This is a genomic window from Pseudovibrio sp. Ad26, from assembly GCF_001623285.1.
Taxonomy (GTDB): domain Bacteria; phylum Pseudomonadota; class Alphaproteobacteria; order Rhizobiales; family Stappiaceae; genus Pseudovibrio; species Pseudovibrio ascidiaceicola.
Window position 1 is genome coordinate 89,181 of the sequence record NZ_LMCE01000058.1, and the last position, 17,228, is coordinate 106,408.

At 50.1% G+C, this 17,228-nt stretch carries 17 protein-coding genes and 1 tRNA gene; 12 read left to right on the forward strand and 6 right to left on the reverse strand.

Annotated features, from left to right (window positions below; translation table 11 throughout):
* The first annotated feature begins 6 nt into the window (after positions 1-6).
* Together PsAD26_RS13185 and PsAD26_RS13190 are read left to right on the forward strand one after the other, a co-directional pair.
* A complete protein-coding gene (locus tag PsAD26_RS13185) occupies positions 7-498 on the forward strand; it encodes a flagellar basal body-associated FliL family protein (RefSeq protein ID WP_063293136.1) in 492 nt (163 codons plus the stop codon).
* Between the two features lie 25 nt (positions 499-523).
* A complete protein-coding gene (locus PsAD26_RS13190; protein ID WP_208985675.1) occupies positions 524-859 on the forward strand; it encodes a hypothetical protein in 336 nt (111 codons plus the stop codon).
* 51 nt (positions 860-910) lie between these two features.
* Here PsAD26_RS13190 and PsAD26_RS13195 read toward each other — a convergent pair whose 3' ends face one another.
* Both PsAD26_RS13195 and PsAD26_RS13200 read right to left on the reverse strand, forming a co-directional pair.
* Positions 911-1,591 carry a GntR family transcriptional regulator gene (locus PsAD26_RS13195; RefSeq protein ID WP_057466041.1) on the reverse strand — a complete coding sequence of 227 codons (681 nt, stop codon included), beginning with the start codon at positions 1,589-1,591 and terminating at the stop codon, positions 911-913.
* A gap of 263 nt (positions 1,592-1,854) precedes the next feature.
* Positions 1,855-2,067, reverse strand: a complete 213-nt coding sequence (locus PsAD26_RS13200; protein WP_057466042.1) for a SlyX family protein — start codon at positions 2,065-2,067, stop codon at positions 1,855-1,857.
* A 452-nt stretch (positions 2,068-2,519) separates the two neighbouring features.
* Between PsAD26_RS13200 and PsAD26_RS13205 the strand changes: the two genes are divergently transcribed.
* The 8 genes from PsAD26_RS13205 (at position 2,520) to trpB (ending at position 12,784) form a co-directional block, all read left to right on the forward strand.
* Entirely contained in the window at positions 2,520-2,963 is a 444-nt protein-coding gene (locus PsAD26_RS13205; protein ID WP_063310798.1) for a MerR family DNA-binding transcriptional regulator, read from the forward strand.
* Between the two features lie 585 nt (positions 2,964-3,548).
* A complete protein-coding gene (locus tag PsAD26_RS13210) occupies positions 3,549-5,138 on the forward strand; it encodes an ABC transporter substrate-binding protein (RefSeq protein WP_275507199.1) in 1,590 nt (529 codons plus the stop codon).
* A 127-nt stretch (positions 5,139-5,265) separates the two neighbouring features.
* The gene (locus tag PsAD26_RS13215; RefSeq protein ID WP_057466044.1) at positions 5,266-6,276 is read left to right on the forward strand and encodes an ABC transporter permease subunit; all 1,011 of its coding nucleotides are present in this window, start codon (positions 5,266-5,268) and stop codon (positions 6,274-6,276) included.
* A 3-nt stretch (positions 6,277-6,279) separates the two neighbouring features.
* Positions 6,280-7,179 (forward strand): ABC transporter permease subunit, encoded by a 900-nt coding sequence (locus tag PsAD26_RS13220; protein ID WP_063288355.1) that lies wholly within the window; start codon positions 6,280-6,282, stop codon positions 7,177-7,179.
* Between the two features lie 2 nt (positions 7,180-7,181).
* On the forward strand, positions 7,182-8,024 hold the full coding sequence (locus tag PsAD26_RS13225; RefSeq protein WP_063296436.1) for an ABC transporter ATP-binding protein: 843 nt from the start codon (positions 7,182-7,184) through the stop codon (positions 8,022-8,024).
* Positions 8,024-8,851: a dipeptide ABC transporter ATP-binding protein gene (locus PsAD26_RS13230; protein ID WP_063310799.1), complete on the forward strand. Its 828-nt coding sequence runs from the start codon at positions 8,024-8,026 to the stop codon at positions 8,849-8,851. The genes PsAD26_RS13225 and PsAD26_RS13230 overlap by 1 nt, the downstream gene beginning before the upstream one ends.
* A gap of 425 nt (positions 8,852-9,276) precedes the next feature.
* Positions 9,277-10,860, forward strand: coding sequence for an ABC transporter substrate-binding protein (locus PsAD26_RS13235; RefSeq protein ID WP_063310800.1), 1,584 nt, complete (start codon positions 9,277-9,279; stop codon positions 10,858-10,860).
* Positions 10,861-11,566: 706 nt separating this feature from the next.
* The gene (gene trpB, locus PsAD26_RS13240; protein ID WP_063310801.1) at positions 11,567-12,784 is read left to right on the forward strand and encodes a tryptophan synthase subunit beta; all 1,218 of its coding nucleotides are present in this window, start codon (positions 11,567-11,569) and stop codon (positions 12,782-12,784) included.
* A gap of 56 nt (positions 12,785-12,840) precedes the next feature.
* On the opposite strand, the gene PsAD26_RS13245 is transcribed toward trpB, so the two are convergent.
* From PsAD26_RS13245 to PsAD26_RS13260, 4 genes are all read right to left on the reverse strand, one after another.
* A complete protein-coding gene (locus tag PsAD26_RS13245; RefSeq protein WP_057466048.1) occupies positions 12,841-13,023 on the reverse strand; it encodes a hypothetical protein in 183 nt (60 codons plus the stop codon).
* Positions 13,024-13,277: 254 nt separating this feature from the next.
* A tRNA-Val gene (locus PsAD26_RS13250) sits at positions 13,278-13,353 on the reverse strand.
* A 139-nt stretch (positions 13,354-13,492) separates the two neighbouring features.
* Positions 13,493-14,767 (reverse strand): MFS transporter, encoded by a 1,275-nt coding sequence (locus tag PsAD26_RS13255; protein WP_063310802.1) that lies wholly within the window; start codon positions 14,765-14,767, stop codon positions 13,493-13,495.
* Positions 14,768-15,018: 251 nt separating this feature from the next.
* Positions 15,019-15,702 (reverse strand): HAD-IA family hydrolase, encoded by a 684-nt coding sequence (locus PsAD26_RS13260; protein ID WP_084403669.1) that lies wholly within the window; start codon positions 15,700-15,702, stop codon positions 15,019-15,021.
* A 238-nt stretch (positions 15,703-15,940) separates the two neighbouring features.
* Here PsAD26_RS13260 and rpiA point away from each other — a divergent pair, with 238 nt between their 5' ends.
* Positions 15,941-16,630 (forward strand): ribose-5-phosphate isomerase RpiA, encoded by a 690-nt coding sequence (gene rpiA, locus PsAD26_RS13265; protein WP_063310803.1) that lies wholly within the window; start codon positions 15,941-15,943, stop codon positions 16,628-16,630.
* Positions 16,631-16,684: 54 nt separating this feature from the next.
* Positions 16,685-17,200, forward strand: a complete 516-nt coding sequence (locus PsAD26_RS13270) for a DUF2059 domain-containing protein (protein ID WP_063310804.1) — start codon at positions 16,685-16,687, stop codon at positions 17,198-17,200.
* Positions 17,201-17,228: the final 28 nt, after the last annotated feature.

A 17,228-nucleotide genomic window follows, 5' to 3' on the forward strand; every position in this document is an offset into this window, starting at 1 on the left:
AAACGTATGTTGAAAGTTCTCGTAACCGGAGTTTGGATCTGTCTCGTCACCGTCGGTGCAGCCTACTTTACAGCTCTGTACAAGACTGATTTTGACCCGATGCTGCAAAAGAATGCGCATTTGGAGGGACTGGACTATCAGAGCACACCGACCATCAACGTTCCGGTGCTCGAAGATGGCAAGATCCACGGTTATATTGTGGCACAGTTTGTGTTCACGGTTGATAGTGAACTGCTTGCAAAACTGGCGGTTCCACCTCATGCGTTCATCGTCGATGAAGCTTTCCGTATCATTTACAGCAAGGCTGACAAAGAGTTCGCCCAGCTGAAAAAATCTGATCTGAAGGAGTTGACTGACGAGGTCCGTGACCGCGTCAACGAACGCTTCGCGACAGATATCGTGCAGGACGTCCTCATTCAGGACTTTACATTCCATGTGCCTGCGAGTTTGAAGGACAACATTGTTGAAAATGCTGCCAAACAGGCCGCGGCTTCATAATGTATCGATGACGATGATTATCTAGATGAATTGCCAGTATAAAATTTTGCACCGAGCCGTTGGCGTAGTCGACGTACAGGACGAGGGACGTGATATCAGAGCAAACTCTGTGGTCGTCATGAGACCTGGAGCTGCTCCTCCCTCCTATGAGATCCTTTACGCCCCTATTAAGCTCACTCAGATGTCTGCGGGGATGGTTACAGGAATGACACCTCATGGTGAGGTGCGCTTGCGGCTCTCAGGCATTTACGGTGCAAAGCGTCCGGTAATTCAAACAGATCAGCCCTATTTGGTTCTGCTCGGGGCAAGCGGGCGCAACGCCCGGATTGATACCTTTAAAATGCCAAAGACTGAGCAATAAAAAAGCGGAGCACAGGCTCCGCTTTTTGCTTATTGATTGCGATGTCTGAGTTCAGACGTTGTCGCCAGCCTTTTCAGCCTGCTTGACTGCAAAATTGGTCAGATGATCCATCATCTCGACTGCTGCGGCTTCCGCTTTCTCTGCATCGTTGTTTGCCAAAGCTTCAGCAAGCTTATGGTGGCGAATGGCAGAATCTTCGAGTTTCTCAGCACCGCGGAACGCACTCCAGGCCCGGCGGCTCATAGTCTGCAGTGGTGCCACTGCGCGGGCTGTGAACGGGTTCCGAGAGACTGCACAAAGCACCTCATCAAAAACCTTATCTGCACGCAGGTAGCCCTTTACATCGCCTGCACGGGCTTGTGCGAGGATTTCTTCTGCGCACTGGTGCAAAGCTTCGCGCTCTTCTGCAGTCGCACGCTTAACGGCGGAAGCAACGAGAAGTTGCTCCAAAGGCTTTCTGGTTTCCAGAACCAGAACGTACTCGGAAGTCTCAATCTCTGAAACGAACAGGCCTTTGCGTGGGCGAATAACGATCAGCCCTTCGGTTGAAAGGCGCTTGATGGCCTCGCGCACTGGAGTCCGGCCGATGCCGGTCCGTTCGCAAAGGTCACCTTCAGTCAGCGCCATGCCAGGCGCAAGGTCAAGGTTGACGATCAGCTCTTCAATCAGACGATAAGCTTTATCGGCAAGGCTCTCCTTTTTATGGGTCGCCAGTATCTGCTCAATAGCCATTGGGTTTCTTTCTCATCCAGGCTTTTTTGTTCTCAGGTGCTGTTCAAAAAAGGACAGCAGTGGCAGCCCTTATAGGCGGCGGAACAGAAAATTGTATTGTTCACTCTCGTAACGTTGAGTGATCCACGAAAAAAGGGCCTGCGTTCAAGCACAGCAGACCTGTCATCTCTTAATATCAGGTTTCCCCTTACCTGAGTATACCTATCTTTGCTGATGTTCAGCAGGAAAATAGTTTCCTCTTAGTATAGGAAAAGCCTGTTTGCTCAGTAATGTGGAGGTTTCTGGTTCGCAGGTGTTTGTTCAACCAGATCCTGAATATCAAGCAGGTGGTCCTTCATCTGTCCCATTGCTGAGACGAGTCGGTCAAGAACCTGTGCCTGATTGGAGACCACATCATTGAGTGTTTCGATCGTTTCGTTCTGGTGTGCGATATGCATTTCCAGTTCGTCGACCCGTTCCTCAAGACTCTTACTCATAACTTATCCTAGAGCGTATCTCCTTGAAGAGCCAATCGGTTCGCAAAAGAGGATACGCATACAAATAACTGAAATGACCTAAGCCAAAGGCAAGTTGCTTCAGTAGGCGTCGTAGGGGCAGGGGTCTTCCAAAACCTCAAACTTGTCAAGTCTGGGGAATGCGGCAGCGCAATAAAAATTCAAAAACACGCAGGATACGGATGTTCTATGGCATCTCTTGTGGGTTTATCCCGTTCTTTTTTACAAGGCGCTATCGATATCTCGCAATATTACCTATCTGGCTAATTGCAATTTGTGTTGATTTCTGATGGTTATCCTATAGGTAAAGATTAGGAAGAAAACGAGAAGCCGTAAACGCAATGACAATTTGGTGATATAGTGTCGCCGTTATGGTAATGCTTTACGGCGACGTGAGGTAACGTCAATCAAGTTCTTCAATGTTAGGGGGATGCATGTCTGAGAGAAGAGAAGAAACGCTGAACCCTCTCGCGGAAGCGGAAAAAGAAACGGGTCACGCCGATCAGGAACTTTTTGGAATTGGCGATCTGGCTGAAGAGTTTGAGATTTCTACCCGATCCATCCGGTTTTATGAGAGTAAAGGTCTGATCTCACCTCAGCGCGTCAATGGTGTGCGTATCTATAACCGCAAAGACAGAGCGCGCCTGGCGTTGATCCTGCGCGGTAAAGCGATTGGTTCCTCTCTTTCCGAGATCAAGCACTTCCTGGACCTTTATGGTCAGCACGGGGAAGGGCACCGCCAGCAGCTTGAGTACCTTGGATCTAGAACCGGGGAAGTGTTGAAAGAGCTGAGCGCCAGAAAAGAAGCGCTGGAAGTCACGATCTCAGAAATTCAGTCCATACATGACGAGTGTATGGCTAAGCTTGCTGAAGAATAAAAATACTCCAAAACCAAACGGATAACAGGCTTGTGTGACACGCAATACGCGTATCTGCAGGCCTAAATTCGTATAAGCTACTGATAGTATTGTGTGAAAACTGTTTAAATAATCAAGTTCGATTCTAAAGTATAATTACGACGCCGCAAATATATGGTAAGAATACCTATGTAATTTTAGGTAAGTAAGAAGGAATAAAACAACCTGAGGATGCAGTTATAGGTAGTCGTACCGATTAGACAGTGCTTCTGAAATTTTTAATTATTTCCGAAGTCAGAAACGAAACTTAATGTTCTAAAATCGACCATCGAAGAATTAATCGCATATGATTGTGCGATGTCGTTGATTTGGTTTGAGCTATGAGTGGGTAATCTCGTCGCGGAATTACGTGCAAGCCGAAATCGAAAAACCTGAAGAATGTATCTCGCAGGGAAACTGTGTCGTGCAACTTCATGTGGAGAAGACGGCCTTCTATCTGTCCGCTGCCAGAATAATCTCTCAAAGCCAAAATCCCTGAATTAACTGCAGCAATAAGCAGTGTTGAAGAACAACTGGAACAAGCAATAAAACGGAATGAGAATACCTATGTCCTTGAAAAAAAGCCTCTTGCTTGGTGGTAGCCTGTTTGCAGCAGCGGTTGTAGCTGGCCCTGTAATGGCAAAAACTCTCGTGTACTGTTCTGAAGGGTCTCCGGAAGGCTTTACACCGTCTCTGTACACCGCAGGCACCACATTTGATGCAAGCTCGCGTCAGATCTACAACAAGCTGGTGGAGTTCAAGCCTGGCACAACCGAAGTTGCTCCGGCACTGGCTGAAAGCTGGGAAATTTCTGAAGATGGCAAGGAATACACCTTCCACCTTCGCAAGGGTGTAAAATTCCACGACACAAAGTGGTTCACACCAACCCGTGATTTCAATGCCGATGACGTGATCTTCTCATTCGACCGTCAGGGCAACAAAGAAAACCCATATCATAACGTGTCTGGCGGTACCTACGAGTACTTCAACGCCATGGACATGCCTGACCTGATCGACAGCATTGAAAAGATTGACGACTACACCGTCAAATTCAAGTTGACCCGTCCAGAAGCTCCGATGATTGCGAACCTGGCAATGGACTTCGCGTCCATTCAGTCAGCAGAATACGCAGACGCAATGGTGAACAGCAAGGACACGTTTGATCAGAAGCCAGTTGGTACCGGCCCTTTCCAGCTCGTTGGCTACCAGAAAGACGCTCTGATCCGCTATAAAGCAAACCCTGATTACTGGAATGGTAAAGCGCCACTCGACAATCTGGTCTTTGCAATCACACCAGATGCATCTGTGCGCTATCAAAAGCTCACTGCGGGTGAATGTCAGGTTATGGCATATCCAAACCCGGCTGACCTGGATGCAATGTCCAAAAATCCAAACATCACCCTTCTACAGCAAGAAGGTCTGAATGTTGGCTACATGGCCTACAACACCCAGCAGGCACCGTTTGATAATCCAAAAGTGCGTAAAGCGCTGAACATGGCTATTAACAAGCAGGCAATTCTAGACGCAGTATTTCAGGGTGTAGGCCAGATCGCGAAAAACCCGATCCCGCCAACAATGTGGTCTTACAACAACGAAATTGTTGATGACCCATATGATCCGGCAGCAGCAAAAGCGGCTTTGGAAGCTGAAGGCGTTAAAGATCTGACAATGAAGATCTGGGCGATGCCTGTACAGCGTCCATACAACCCGAATGCGCGTCGTATGGCTGAAATCCTTCAGGCTGACTTCGCGAAAATCGGTGTTAAAGTCGAGATCGTCAGCTACGAGTGGGGTGAGTACCTTAAACGTTCTTCTGACATCAATCGTGACGGCGCAGTTCTGCTGGGTTGGACTGGTGACAATGGTGACCCGGACAACTTCCTTGCAGTGCTGATGTCTTGCGATGCAGTGGGCGGTTCCAACCGTGCACAGTGGTGTAATGATGAATTTAATGATCTTGTTGTGCAAGCGAAACAGGTATCTGACGTAGATGAACGCACAAGACTTTATGAGGAAGCTCAGGTAGTATTCAAACGTGAGGCGCCTTGGGCAACTATTGCGCACTCTCTTGTCTCTGAGCCGATCAGTGTTCGTGTTGAAAACTACAAGATTGATCCGTTTGGTGGCCATTACTTCTATGGCGTAGATCTGAAGTAGAAATAATTTTCCGCTGGACAATTTGTATCCCGGCGATGTATTCGCCGGGATACTTTTTTGGAAAAGTCTTCCATACCGCAAGTGGTGGCTTGCGGATAAACAATCCTCTGATTGGTGTGACTGAAGTATGCTTCGTCTCATATTAAAAAAACTGGGTTTGCTCATCCCGACCTTTATCGGGGTTACTCTGACCTCGTTCTTCTTCATTCGCCTGCTGCCAGGCGATCCAATTCTGCTTTTGGCTGGCGAACGCGGTGTGAGCCCTGAGCGCTATCAAGAGCTTATGGTGCAGTTCGGCTACAATGAACCGATCTGGCAACAGTATTTCACGTACTTGGGTAATTTGGTTCAAGGCGATCTTGGCGTATCTATTGTCACAAAACAGCCTGTTCTTCAGGAGTTTATGACGCTCTTCCCGGCAACGGTAGAGCTTGGCCTCTGTGCAATTCTGTTTGCAATCGTCGTGGGACTGCCTGCTGGTATTATCGCAGCTGTAAAGCGCGGTAAGGCGCTGGACCACACTGTTATGACAACAGCGTTGGCCGGTTATTCCATGCCAATCTTCTGGTGGGGCCTGCTGCTGATCATCTTCTTCTCCGGCATTTTGGGGTGGACACCTGTTTCAGGTCGTATCTCTCTGTTGTACTGGATTGAGCCTGTCACAGGCTTCATGTTGATCGACACTCTGCTCTCAGATGAGCCAGGTGCATTTACCTCGGCTGTAAGCCATCTGATTCTCCCAACCATCGTTCTGGGCACTATTCCACTGGCAGTTATTGCGCGTCAGACGCGCTCTGCCATGTTGGAAGTTCTGGATGAAGATTATGTGCGTACTGCACGTGCAAAGGGCCTCTCCAATTTCCGTGTGGTCGGCATTCACGCTCTGCGTAATGCGCTTATTCCGGTCATCACCATCATCGGTTTGCAGATCGGCGTGCTGTTTGGCGGCGCAATCCTGACGGAGAGCATCTTCTCCTGGCCGGGAATCGGCAAGTGGATGGTTGATAGTATTTTCCGTCGTGACTATCCGGTCGTGCAGGGCGGTCTTTTGATGATTGCTGCAATCGTCATGATCGTGAACCTGATTGTAGACCTGATGTACGGTCTGGTTAATCCGAAAATTCGGCATACGGAGTAAATCATGGCTGACGTGACACAAAATTCCGGACCGGATACCCGGTTTGAACTTATCGTCAATTTCTGGAGACATTTCCGCACCAACAAAGGGGCTGTTGCGGGTCTGATCTTCTTCCTGACGCTTGTTGTGATTGCTGTGGGAGCAGCTTTTATTGCACCTCATTCACCAATCGAACAGTATCGCGATGCGCTGCTCCTGCCACCAGCATGGCAGGAAGGTGGAAGCTGGTCCTACGTTCTTGGCACAGATGCTGTAGGGCGTGACCTGCTGTCTCGCCTGATTTACGGCAGCCAGTTCTCGCTCTTCATTGGTGTGGTGGTTGTATCTGTTGCGCTTGTTGTTGGTGTGTGTCTCGGTCTGGTGGCCGGTACGTTTGGTGGTTGGGTTGATACCATCATCATGCGTATCATGGACATCATCCTGGCATTCCCGTCCTTGCTGCTGGCCTTGGTGCTTGTTGCTATTCTCGGCCCATCGCTCCTCAATGCGATGATCGCGATCGCAATCGTGCAGCAGCCATACTATGTGCGTCTCACCCGAGCATCAGTGATGTCCGAAATGAGCCGTGAGTATGTGATGGCCGCGCGTGTTTCCGGTGTTGGTACTCTGCGTCTGATGTTCGTGACTGTGCTGCCAAACTGTATGGCTCCACTCATCGTGCAGGCAGCGCTTTCCTTCTCCACCGCGATCCTTGATGCAGCGGCTCTGGGCTTCCTCGGTATGGGTGCTCAGCCACCTCAACCAGAATGGGGCACGATGCTTGCTGAATCCCGCGAGTTCATCCTGCGTGCGCCGTGGGTTGTCACCTTCCCAGGTATTGCGATTTTAACCACAGTGCTGGCGATCAACTTGATCGGTGATGGTCTGCGTGACGCTCTCGATCCTAAGCTGAAGAGGAGCTGACGATGGCCCTTCTTGAAATTGAAAACCTAACGGTTGAATTCGACACGGTTGATGGACGTTTCCGGGCTTTGGATGGTGTGAGCTATTCCGTAGATCCAGGTGAAGTTCTCGCTGTTGTGGGTGAAAGTGGATCTGGTAAATCTGTAGCCATGTTGGCTGTTATGGGCCTGCTGGCCAACAACGGACATCTATGGGCGGACAAGCTGGAGTTCGAAGGAATTGACCTTCTGACCATGTCTGCAAAAAAGCGCCGCGAGATCATTGGTAAAGACATTTCCATGATCTTCCAGGAGCCAATTGCAAGCTTGAACCCGTGCTTCACTGTCGGTGCTCAGATTGATGAGACCCTCAAAGAGCACACCACAATGAGCCGCGGTGAACGTAAAACCCGTGCGATTGAGCTGCTCGACTCCGTTGGGATGCCTGAATCTGCGAAGGCGCTGAAAAAGTACCCACACCAGATGTCTGGTGGTCAGTGCCAACGTGTGATGATTGCCATGGCGATTGCGTGTAAGCCAAAGCTGCTGATCGCTGATGAGCCAACAACTGCGCTCGACGTGACCATTCAAAAGCAGATCCTCGATCTGCTCCTTGATCTGCAGCATGAAAGCGGCATGGGCCTGATCATGATCACCCATGACATGGCGGTGGTTGCTGAAACAGCTGACCGTGTGGTGGTTCAGTACAAAGGCAAGAAGATGGAAGAGGCAGATGTTCTCTCACTCTTTGAAAGCCCAAAGAACCCGTACACTAAGGCTCTGCTTTCCGCGCTTCCTGAAAACGCAACAGGCGATCGTTTGCCAACGGTCTCTGATTTTCACCTCGGCGATGAAGGAGCTGCATAATGGCTGACGATATCATCCTCGAAGCGCGCAATCTGGTTCGCGAATACCGGACCAAAGAAGGTCTCTTCGGAAAAGAGCATGTTAACCGTGCTCTGAAGGGCATCAGCTTTAGTCTGGAACGCGGCAAGACGCTTGCTGTGGTGGGAGAATCCGGCTGCGGTAAGTCCACACTGGCGCGTATCCTGACTTTGATCGATCCGGCAACCGCAGGGGAGCTCCTCATTGAGGGCAAACCGATCGACATCTCAAAGGAAAAGCTGTCCAAGGACATGCGCTCCAAGGTGCAGATCGTATTCCAGAACCCGTATGGATCTTTGAACCCGCGCCAGCGTGTTGGTGACGTTCTCACTGAACCTTTGATGATCAACACTAACTTGTCTCCAGCTGAACGCCGTGACAAGGCGATGGAAATGCTGGTCAAAGTCGGTCTTGGTCCTGAGCATTTCAACCGCTATCCGCACATGTTCTCTGGCGGTCAGCGTCAGCGTATCGCGATTGGTCGTGCATTGGTTCTCAACCCGTCACTCCTCATTCTTGATGAGCCTGTTTCAGCGTTGGACTTGTCCGTTCAGGCCCAGATACTCAACTTGCTTGCTGATTTGCAGGACGAGTTCAATCTGACCTACTTGTTCATCTCCCACGATTTGTCTGTGGTGCGCTACATCGCGAACAAGGTCATGGTGATGTATTTTGGTGAAGTGGTGGAATATGGCACACGCGACGAAGTGTTTGGAAACCCTCAGCATGAGTATACTCAGACACTGTTCAACGCGACGCCTCAGGCAGACGTCGCCCACATCAAAGCGCGGCTTGCTGCTTCTCACTAAGCTGATTTAGTAATTTGAAAAATGAAAGGGCGGTTCCCATGAGGGAGCCGCCCTTTGTCATTTCATTAACGATTTTCCTAATTCAGTGCAATGTTGAAACAATTTCTTTGAAAAATGCGCAATTAAGAGGAGATTTTACCGAGAATTACGTATATGGTACTCCCGTTTGCAGCTGTTGCATATCGGGTGTGCTGGGGAGGACACAATGCAGCGGAGGGGGGGCTTATTTTGTGCTCTATCCGCGCTATTTCTTCCTGAAATCATTCTGAACATGGCTTCTTCTTTGAGAAGAGGTTCGTAGGCTTGAGGTGAGTCTGCGGTGTGGCGCTGCAAAATCCTATGAGAAGAACTGCATCAAGCAGCTTCGATAAATGATCAAAAGCCTTGGCTTTTGCATTCACTTTAGGTGATTGGGGACACGAGAAATGAAAAAATCAATTCTTATGGGCAGTGTGTTGGCTGCAACAATGGCGTTTGCTGCACCAAGCATGGCCAAAACACTGGTATACTGCTCAGAAGGTTCTCCTGAGGGCTTCACACCAGCGCTCTACACAGCAGGCACAACATTTGATGCGTCTTCCCGCCAGATCTTCAACAAGCTGGTTGAATTTGAGCGCGGTACAACAAGCATCGCACCAGCACTTGCTGAAAGCTGGGACGTATCTGAAGATGGTAAGGAATACACCTTCAAGCTGCGTAAGGGCGTAAAATTCCACACCACCAAAGACTTCACTCCAACGCGTGATTTCAACGCGGACGACGTGATCTTCTCCTTCGACCGTCAAGGCAACAAAGAAAACCCATACTTCAGCGTTTCCGGCGGTAACTACGAATACTTCAACGCAATGTCCATGCCTGATCTCATCAAAGAGATCGTGAAGGTAGACGACTACACTGTGAAGTTCGTTCTGACCCGTCCAGAAGCTCCAATGATCGCAAACCTTGCGATGGATTTTGCTTCCATTCACTCTGCTGAATATGCTCAGAAGATGATGGACAATCAGGATGCCTTCGATCAGAACCCTGTTGGCACCGGCCCATTCCAGCTGGTTGGCTATCAGAAAGATGCGTTGATCCGCTATAAAGCAAACCCGGATTACTGGGCTGGCAAAGCACCAATCGACAATCTGGTATTCGCGATCACTCCTGATGCGTCCGTTCGCTATCAGAAGCTGAAAGCTGGCGAATGTCACGTAATGCCTTATCCAAACCCAGCTGACATTGCAGCAATGAAGGACGATCCATCGATCAACCTCATGCAGCAGGAAGGCCTGAACGTTGGGTATCTGGCATACAACACCCAGCAGGCTCCTTACGACAATCCAAAGGTGCGTAAAGCGCTGAACATGGCTGTCAACAAGCAGGCTATTTTGGGTGCAGTGTTCCAGGGTGCTGGTAAAGTTGCTTCCAACCCAATCCCGCCAACCATCTGGTCTTACAATGCTGACCTGCAGGATGACAAGTACGATCCGGTTGCTGCAAAAGCTGCACTGGAAGCGGAAGGCGTTAAAGATCTTAAGATGAAGATCTGGGCGATGCCTGTTCAGCGTCCATACAACCCGAACGCACGTCGTATGGCTGAAGTTATTCAGGGCGACTTCGCGAAGGTTGGTGTTGACGTTGAAATCGTTTCCTACGAGTGGGGTGAATACCTGAAGCGCTCTAAAGAGCTGGACCGTGACGGTGCTGTTCTTCTCGGCTGGACTGGTGACAATGGTGACCCGGATAACTTCCTCGCAGTTCTTCTCGGCTGTGACGGTGTTGGTGGTTCCAACCGCGCTCAGTGGTGTAACGCTGAGTTTGAAGACCTGATCCAAAAAGCGAAAGTAACTGCAGACGTTGCTGAGCGTACCAAGCTCTATGAGCAGGCACAGGTGGTCTTCAAGCGTGAAGCTCCATGGGCAACCATCGCTCACTCTGTTGTTTCTGAGCCGGTTTCTGTGAAGGTTGAAAACTACAAGATCGATCCATTCGGTGGTCACATCTTCTACGGCGTTGACCTGAAGTAATTCAGAGTTTTCACTGAAATACGAAAAGCCCCGGCCAAGTGCTGGGGCTTTTTTATTTTTTGTATGCGGCTACGTAAAAACTTATCCCCTCAGCCTCAAACTGTGCCCATACTAAGCACATGCCTACGTAACGGGCTGCTGGCGGAGCGACCGTCAGTTTGTCGTAGGTTGGGCGGGGCTTCTGGAAGACGTAACGCACCTTTCAGTGGTCCGGTGAACCGAACTTCAAACGTGACCGCATGGTTTGAGGGGAAGGGCCCAGGACTATAGGGTATCACGCGGTGACAGATACAAGAGCACCGGCAGTAAAACCTGCTTTTGCAAATGGATCTGTCAAAGACGGAGGAACTGTTTGGGCATGGAAACGTGTCTGGATAAGCCACTTTCTTTCCGGGAAACCGGCTATCGTGCCTTATAGGCAAAAGAGGCGACGTAGTTCATTTAAAGAAAGCCCGGGCAAGGCGTGTAGCCAATGCCGAAGAAACTATTTCAATAAGTAGCGCAGGTATTGCCTGCCGCCTTGCTCATCCCGACTATCGGGTACTCTAGCTTCACCACTGCATGGGATGCCATGTGGTGCTTTAAGTGCTTGTTTATCTGCCAAGAAATCAGTGACTAGTTCCAATTACCAGATGGATTGATTTGCACGGCTTAAAGTAGCATCAGTCCTATACATATAGATAATGGACTGGGAGAGCGTGAGCTGATGGACAATTATTTAAAAGAGTTCCCGAACAAAGAAGGTTACTTCGGTGAATACGGTGGTGCATTCCTGCCGCCTGAGCTGGTGCCTCAGTTTGAAGAGATCGCCAAAGCCTACGAAAAGATCTCTGGCGACGCCTCCTACATCAACGAGCTGCGCTACATCCGCAAGCATTTTCAGGGCCGCCCAACTCCCATCTCGCATGCACGCAACCTGTCCAACCGGATTGGATCGGGCGCGAACATTTACTTAAAGCGGGAAGACTTGAACCACTCCGGCGCCCACAAGCTCAACCACTGCATGGCAGAGGCTCTGCTGGCAAAGCACATGGGCAAGAAGAAGCTCATTGCAGAAACCGGGGCAGGTCAGCACGGCGTGGCCTTAGCAACAGCTGCAGCTTACTTTGAGCTCGAGTGTGAAATTCACATGGGTGAAGTGGATATCGAGAAAGAGCACCCAAATGTCGTCCGCATGCAGTTGTTGGGCGCAAAGCTTGTGCCGGTAGGCTTCGGCGGACGCACGCTGAAAGAGGCAGTGGACTCCGCGTTCACATCCTATCTGGAACAGGCTGATGAAGCTCTGTTCGCAATCGGCTCTGTGGTGGGGCCGCATCCATTCCCGCGTATGGTACGCGACTTCCAGCAGATCGTGGGTATTGAGGCTCGTGAGCAGTTCACTGAGATGACCGGAAATCTGCCAGACCATGCTGTGGCATGTGTTGGTGGTGGCTCAAATGCAATGGGCCTCTTCTCTGGCTTCATACAGGATAAGTCAGTCAAACTTCACGGTGTTGAGCCGATGGGCAAAGGGCCTGAGCTTGGACAGCATGCCGCAACCATGACATTCGGCAAGCCGGGCATGCTCCATGGCTTCAAGTGTCGTGTCTTGGAAGACGAGGCAGGCAACCCTGCGCCAGTGCACTCAATCGCCTCCGGCTTGGATTACCCAGGCGTTGGACCTGAGCACTCCTACCTGCATGATATCGGTAAGGTGCATTACAGCTCAGCGACCGACGATGAGACTTTGCAAGCCTTCTGGGCACTCTCTCGTTATGAGGGGATCATTCCTGCACTGGAAAGCTCTCACGCAGTCGCATATGCGATGAAGCTGGCTAAGGAATGTCCGGGAGAGACAATCCTCGTCAATCTGTCAGGGCGTGGTGATAAGGATCTGGATTATGTCGCTGATAACTTCGGTACAGGCGAAGATCTGAAAATATAAGAACGACAGAAAAGGGGGCTTCGGCTCCCTTTTTAAACGCGGATTGAATGAGGTGATCAGGCGTTCCGATTTCGGATCGCAACAAAAGAAGTGTAAGAAACGCCGCCAGCGCCTGAGATAAAGGCTGCAACATCGCGCGCTGGACCGCCATACATCACGGTTTGGAAAACAACTACAAAAAAGAACAGCATCACAGACGCTGCAAAAGTCTTGCCGATAAACAAAAATATCCGGTTCATAGACGTGATCCTGATCTTTAAAGCTGCCCAAATTTCAGAAGCCCATCTTAGAAAAACTGTTTCAGACTTTCAAAGAATTTCTGCTTCAAAACAAAGAGTTGTGATGTGTGCCACGAAAACGCCGAGCTACGACGCGGTTCAAAACCCTCTCGAGCAATATGGGGAGGCGTTGTGTATGTACAAGGAAAGCAATGGAAGAAAATAAAAAAGCCTCCGCGAATGTTCGGGAGACTTGAAGCCTTCATAAGAAGGAATGGTGGGCGATGAGAGACTCGAACTCCCGACATCTTCGGTGTAAACGAAGCGCTCTACCAACTGAGCTAATCGCCCCCGCAGGGTGGTACGCCGTGTGGCGTGAGGAGGTGTTTAGGGCCTTTGACGGGTTCTCGCAAGCCCCTGAAGAAACTTTTCCCAAAAGAATTCCAAATATATCGCTTAAGACGTTCCTGAAGGCACTTTTAACACGACATTACTCATATTTATCAGAGGGTTGGGCTTGGTGATAACTTGCGTAAGGCATGTTGCTCACAATGAGTAGTGGTTTGCGTGTTGATCGGCGAACAAAGAACAGCTTCGCCACATAAAGCCGATAGGCAGTGAACAGAGCAAGCGAACCGCTCAGACCAATCAAAATGAGATCAGGCGTCTTAGAACCAAGCACTGGCGCAAGGATACTGATGAGCGTTGGACCCGCAACACTGCCCGCAGCCCAAATGAAAAGCAGATAGGTCGACAATGCAACACTGCTCTCCGGTTTCCGTTCGAATGCGTGAGCCACGCAGATGGACTGCAGCGGGAAAGAGAGACCTCCAAGAACAACCAAAACCAGACCCAGCATGCTCAACAGGTGATAATTGCGCAGGAAACCAGAGTTCCAGCCCGTGAATGGATCAGCAATCAGGAAAGTCACCATGATGACAGTGATTAGTGCGGAGGAACCAAGAATGAGCCATCTGCGGTCCATGCGGTCAGCAAGAGAGCCAAACGGCCATTGGAACATCAGGCGGCCAATATAGATCATCGCAATCATAAGAGCCGTAGTGCTGCCACCAACCCCTGCTTTGGAAAGAGAGTAGGGCACAATGGTCAAAAGACTGGTGACAATAGCACCGGAGGCAAAGGCGCCCAGCACAGCCACAGGAGACTGAGCCCAGATCTCTTTGAATTTAATGCGCTTTGCTTTGTATGTGCGTGGTGGCACAGAGCGGGTCATACAAAGCAATACAACAGCTGCAAGCAGAACGGCGTTGAGCAGTTCCAGCATTTGCAATGGAACCTCGGTGAATTTGGCAACGAAAATCTGTGAGAGAATAGCCATTGCACCAATCACAATGGAGTTCACAGATAGAATACGACCACGGACTTCGTCTTTGATAGATTCATTCAGCCATGCATCAGCTGTGGCAAACAAAACTGCAAACGCTGCCCCCATGAAGAACCGGAGTACAGTCCAGAAAATGATACTCTCTGTGTTCTTGAACAGTAAAACGAGAAGGGCTGTCAAACCAGCCGCACCAGCAAAGGCCCTGATGTGTCCGATCCGGTTGATCATGCGCACACCACGCATACACCCAACCATGAAACCAAGAGAGTAAGCCCCTGCAACAAGACCAGCTTGAGAGGCAGAGCCGCCAATGCTAGCGATCTGAAGCGGCAAGCTTGTCAGCAAAGCCGAGCTCGCCAATTGCGCAAGCGCACTAGCCAGAATGATCGCAAACAGCGAAACGAGTGAAGCTTTAACCATACAGCCATTGACCTGCACCTGATGTGGCGCAGTGTTCCCGTGTTGATGTTCATTTTCTGGAAAACAGAGCTTTCCGATTGACTGAATGTTTCGCAGGGGAATGTGACTGCATTGAGCGAAAAATCGAACCAAGCAGTGATTTATTGATGGGATTTGCGTGGGGGAATTGAGACGGATTTGCGGCTGTAAGCAAAACTGCCGCCCACTGAACGAACAGGGGCGGCAGAGTATCTTGTATCTATATCAGAGAGTTAGGTCGGTGCGTTCTCAGCACTCAACTCTTTGACTGCCGCTTCCAACTGGTTGTAGTGAGAAATCACCACATCAGGCCCCAGTTCGCGGACCGGAATGTCTGTGTAACCGAAATCCACGGCGATCACGGGCAGGCCAGCGTTGCGTGCAGCGCTGATATCAGCCTTGGAATCGCCAATGAAAATGGAGCCTGCGCGGGACCCGCCAGCAATGTCGATTGCGCCAAAGACTGGCATCGCATCCGGCTTGTTCTTGGAGAACGTGTCTCCGCCCACAACAGCGTCAAACAGGTGTTCCATTTCCATGGCCCGAACCAGCGGTTTGGCCAGTTTTTCCAGTTTGTTTGTACAGATAGCTGTTTTCCAGCCAGCATCCCTCAGCCGCGCAACTGTTTCCAGTGCCTGCGGAAAAGCTTGGGTCTTGTCTGCAATATGTGTCTCGTAGTAGCGAATAAACTTGGCAAGCAATGGTTCCAGAACTTCATCTGTCACTTCAATCTTGCTTGCTTCGAGCCCACGGCTCATCAGCACTTTCACGCCAGCGCCGACCATTTTCCTGACCCGTTCAGGCTCAATGGCTTCAAACCCGGCTTCTACCAAAACATGATTCATCGACGCTGTGAGGTCTCCCATGGTCTCCAGGAGAGTACCGTCTAGGTCGAAAACCAGAACTGGTGTTGTCATACTTAAGCTCGTTTCTGTTGAGAAAATCCGCGCCACACTACCGAAATTCACCGTGAAGTCAATTTGCGAGGAAAACCTATAGTGTGTTGGGTGGATTGCTGCTTGGCGGGACACACACCTCATGGTAATCAGCAGGAGTTATGTCAGAGTAGACCCAAGCGCAATAACTAGGCAGAATTGTTCTTGTCTGTGAACGTTTCCGAACAAGCTTAGGGTCCGGGGAAGAGAAATTAGTCAGATGGCAATGAGTTTGAAGGCGCAGGCCGCAGCTGCAGCACTCAAGGAAGTTAAGCCCGGCATGAAGCTGGGGATAGGTTCTGGATCAACAGTCAACGAGCTGATCCGCCTTCTGGCAGAGATGGTGAAGGATGGCTTTGAGATCATCGGCGTGCCGGCCTCATCTTACTCTCAAGCTCTTTGTGATGAGCTCGGAGTGCCGCTGACCACGCTGGATGAAGCGCCAGTGCTGGATTTGGTTATTGATGGAGCGGATGAGATTGATCCGCAATTGAACCTTATCAAAGGCGGCGGCGCTGCGCTGCTGCGCGAAAAAATCATCGCGGCTGCTTCCGGAAGCATGCTCGTGATTGCTGATGAGAGCAAAATTGTTGATACCCTCGGAAAGTTTCCGCTTCCCGTGGAGGTTGTTCCGTTCGGACTTGAGGCTACTCGCCAGATGATGCAAAACAGCTTGGACGCTGAGGGGCTGCAAGGCGAGATGATCCTGCGTATGGCAGGGGAAAAACCGCTTGTAACCGATAACGGCAACTACATTCTTGATTGCCACCTACAGGCAATCAGCAATCCGAAGTCACTGGCAAAACGCTTGGAAGTTATTCCAGGTGTCGTTGAGCACGGGTTGTTTATTGATATGGCGGTACGGGCCTATGTTGCTGGTACTGATGAAATTCGTGTCTTGGAACCTTAAGCTGTCCCGACAGTCATTATTGGACAGCTGATTAATATATAGGGGAGCCATTTTATGCTCGCTAAGTTCAAGTCTGCAGCAATTGCAGGTGTTGCATCACTGGTTGTCGCTGGTGTGCTGATTTCCAGCCCGGTTATGGCTCAGGACAATTCCATTTCTGAAAGCCACATTGAAGCGGCAAAAGCGGCTGTTCGTGCAACGAAATCCATCGAGAACTTCGACAACATCCTTCCAGATGTTGCTGAGCGCACTCGTACCCTGTTCATTCGTTCCAATCCGGCAATGAGCGCTGAGATCGACATCGCAGTGAATGAAGCTGCTGTTGAACTTATTCCGCGCCGTCAGGAACTGGATCGTGTGATCTACGAAGTTTGGGCTCGTCGCTTCTCTGAAGAGCAGCTCAATGAAATCGCAACCTTCTACAACTCCGACACCGGTAAGCGTCTTGCTGACCTGTCCGGTACACTGTCTGCATTGACGATCGGTGCTGCGAAGCAGTGGAGCGATGCAGTCAGCACCGACATGGTTGCAATTTCACGGAAGAAACTTGCTGAAATGTCTGCTCAATAAGCGATCACGAAATCGCAATCCAAAATGA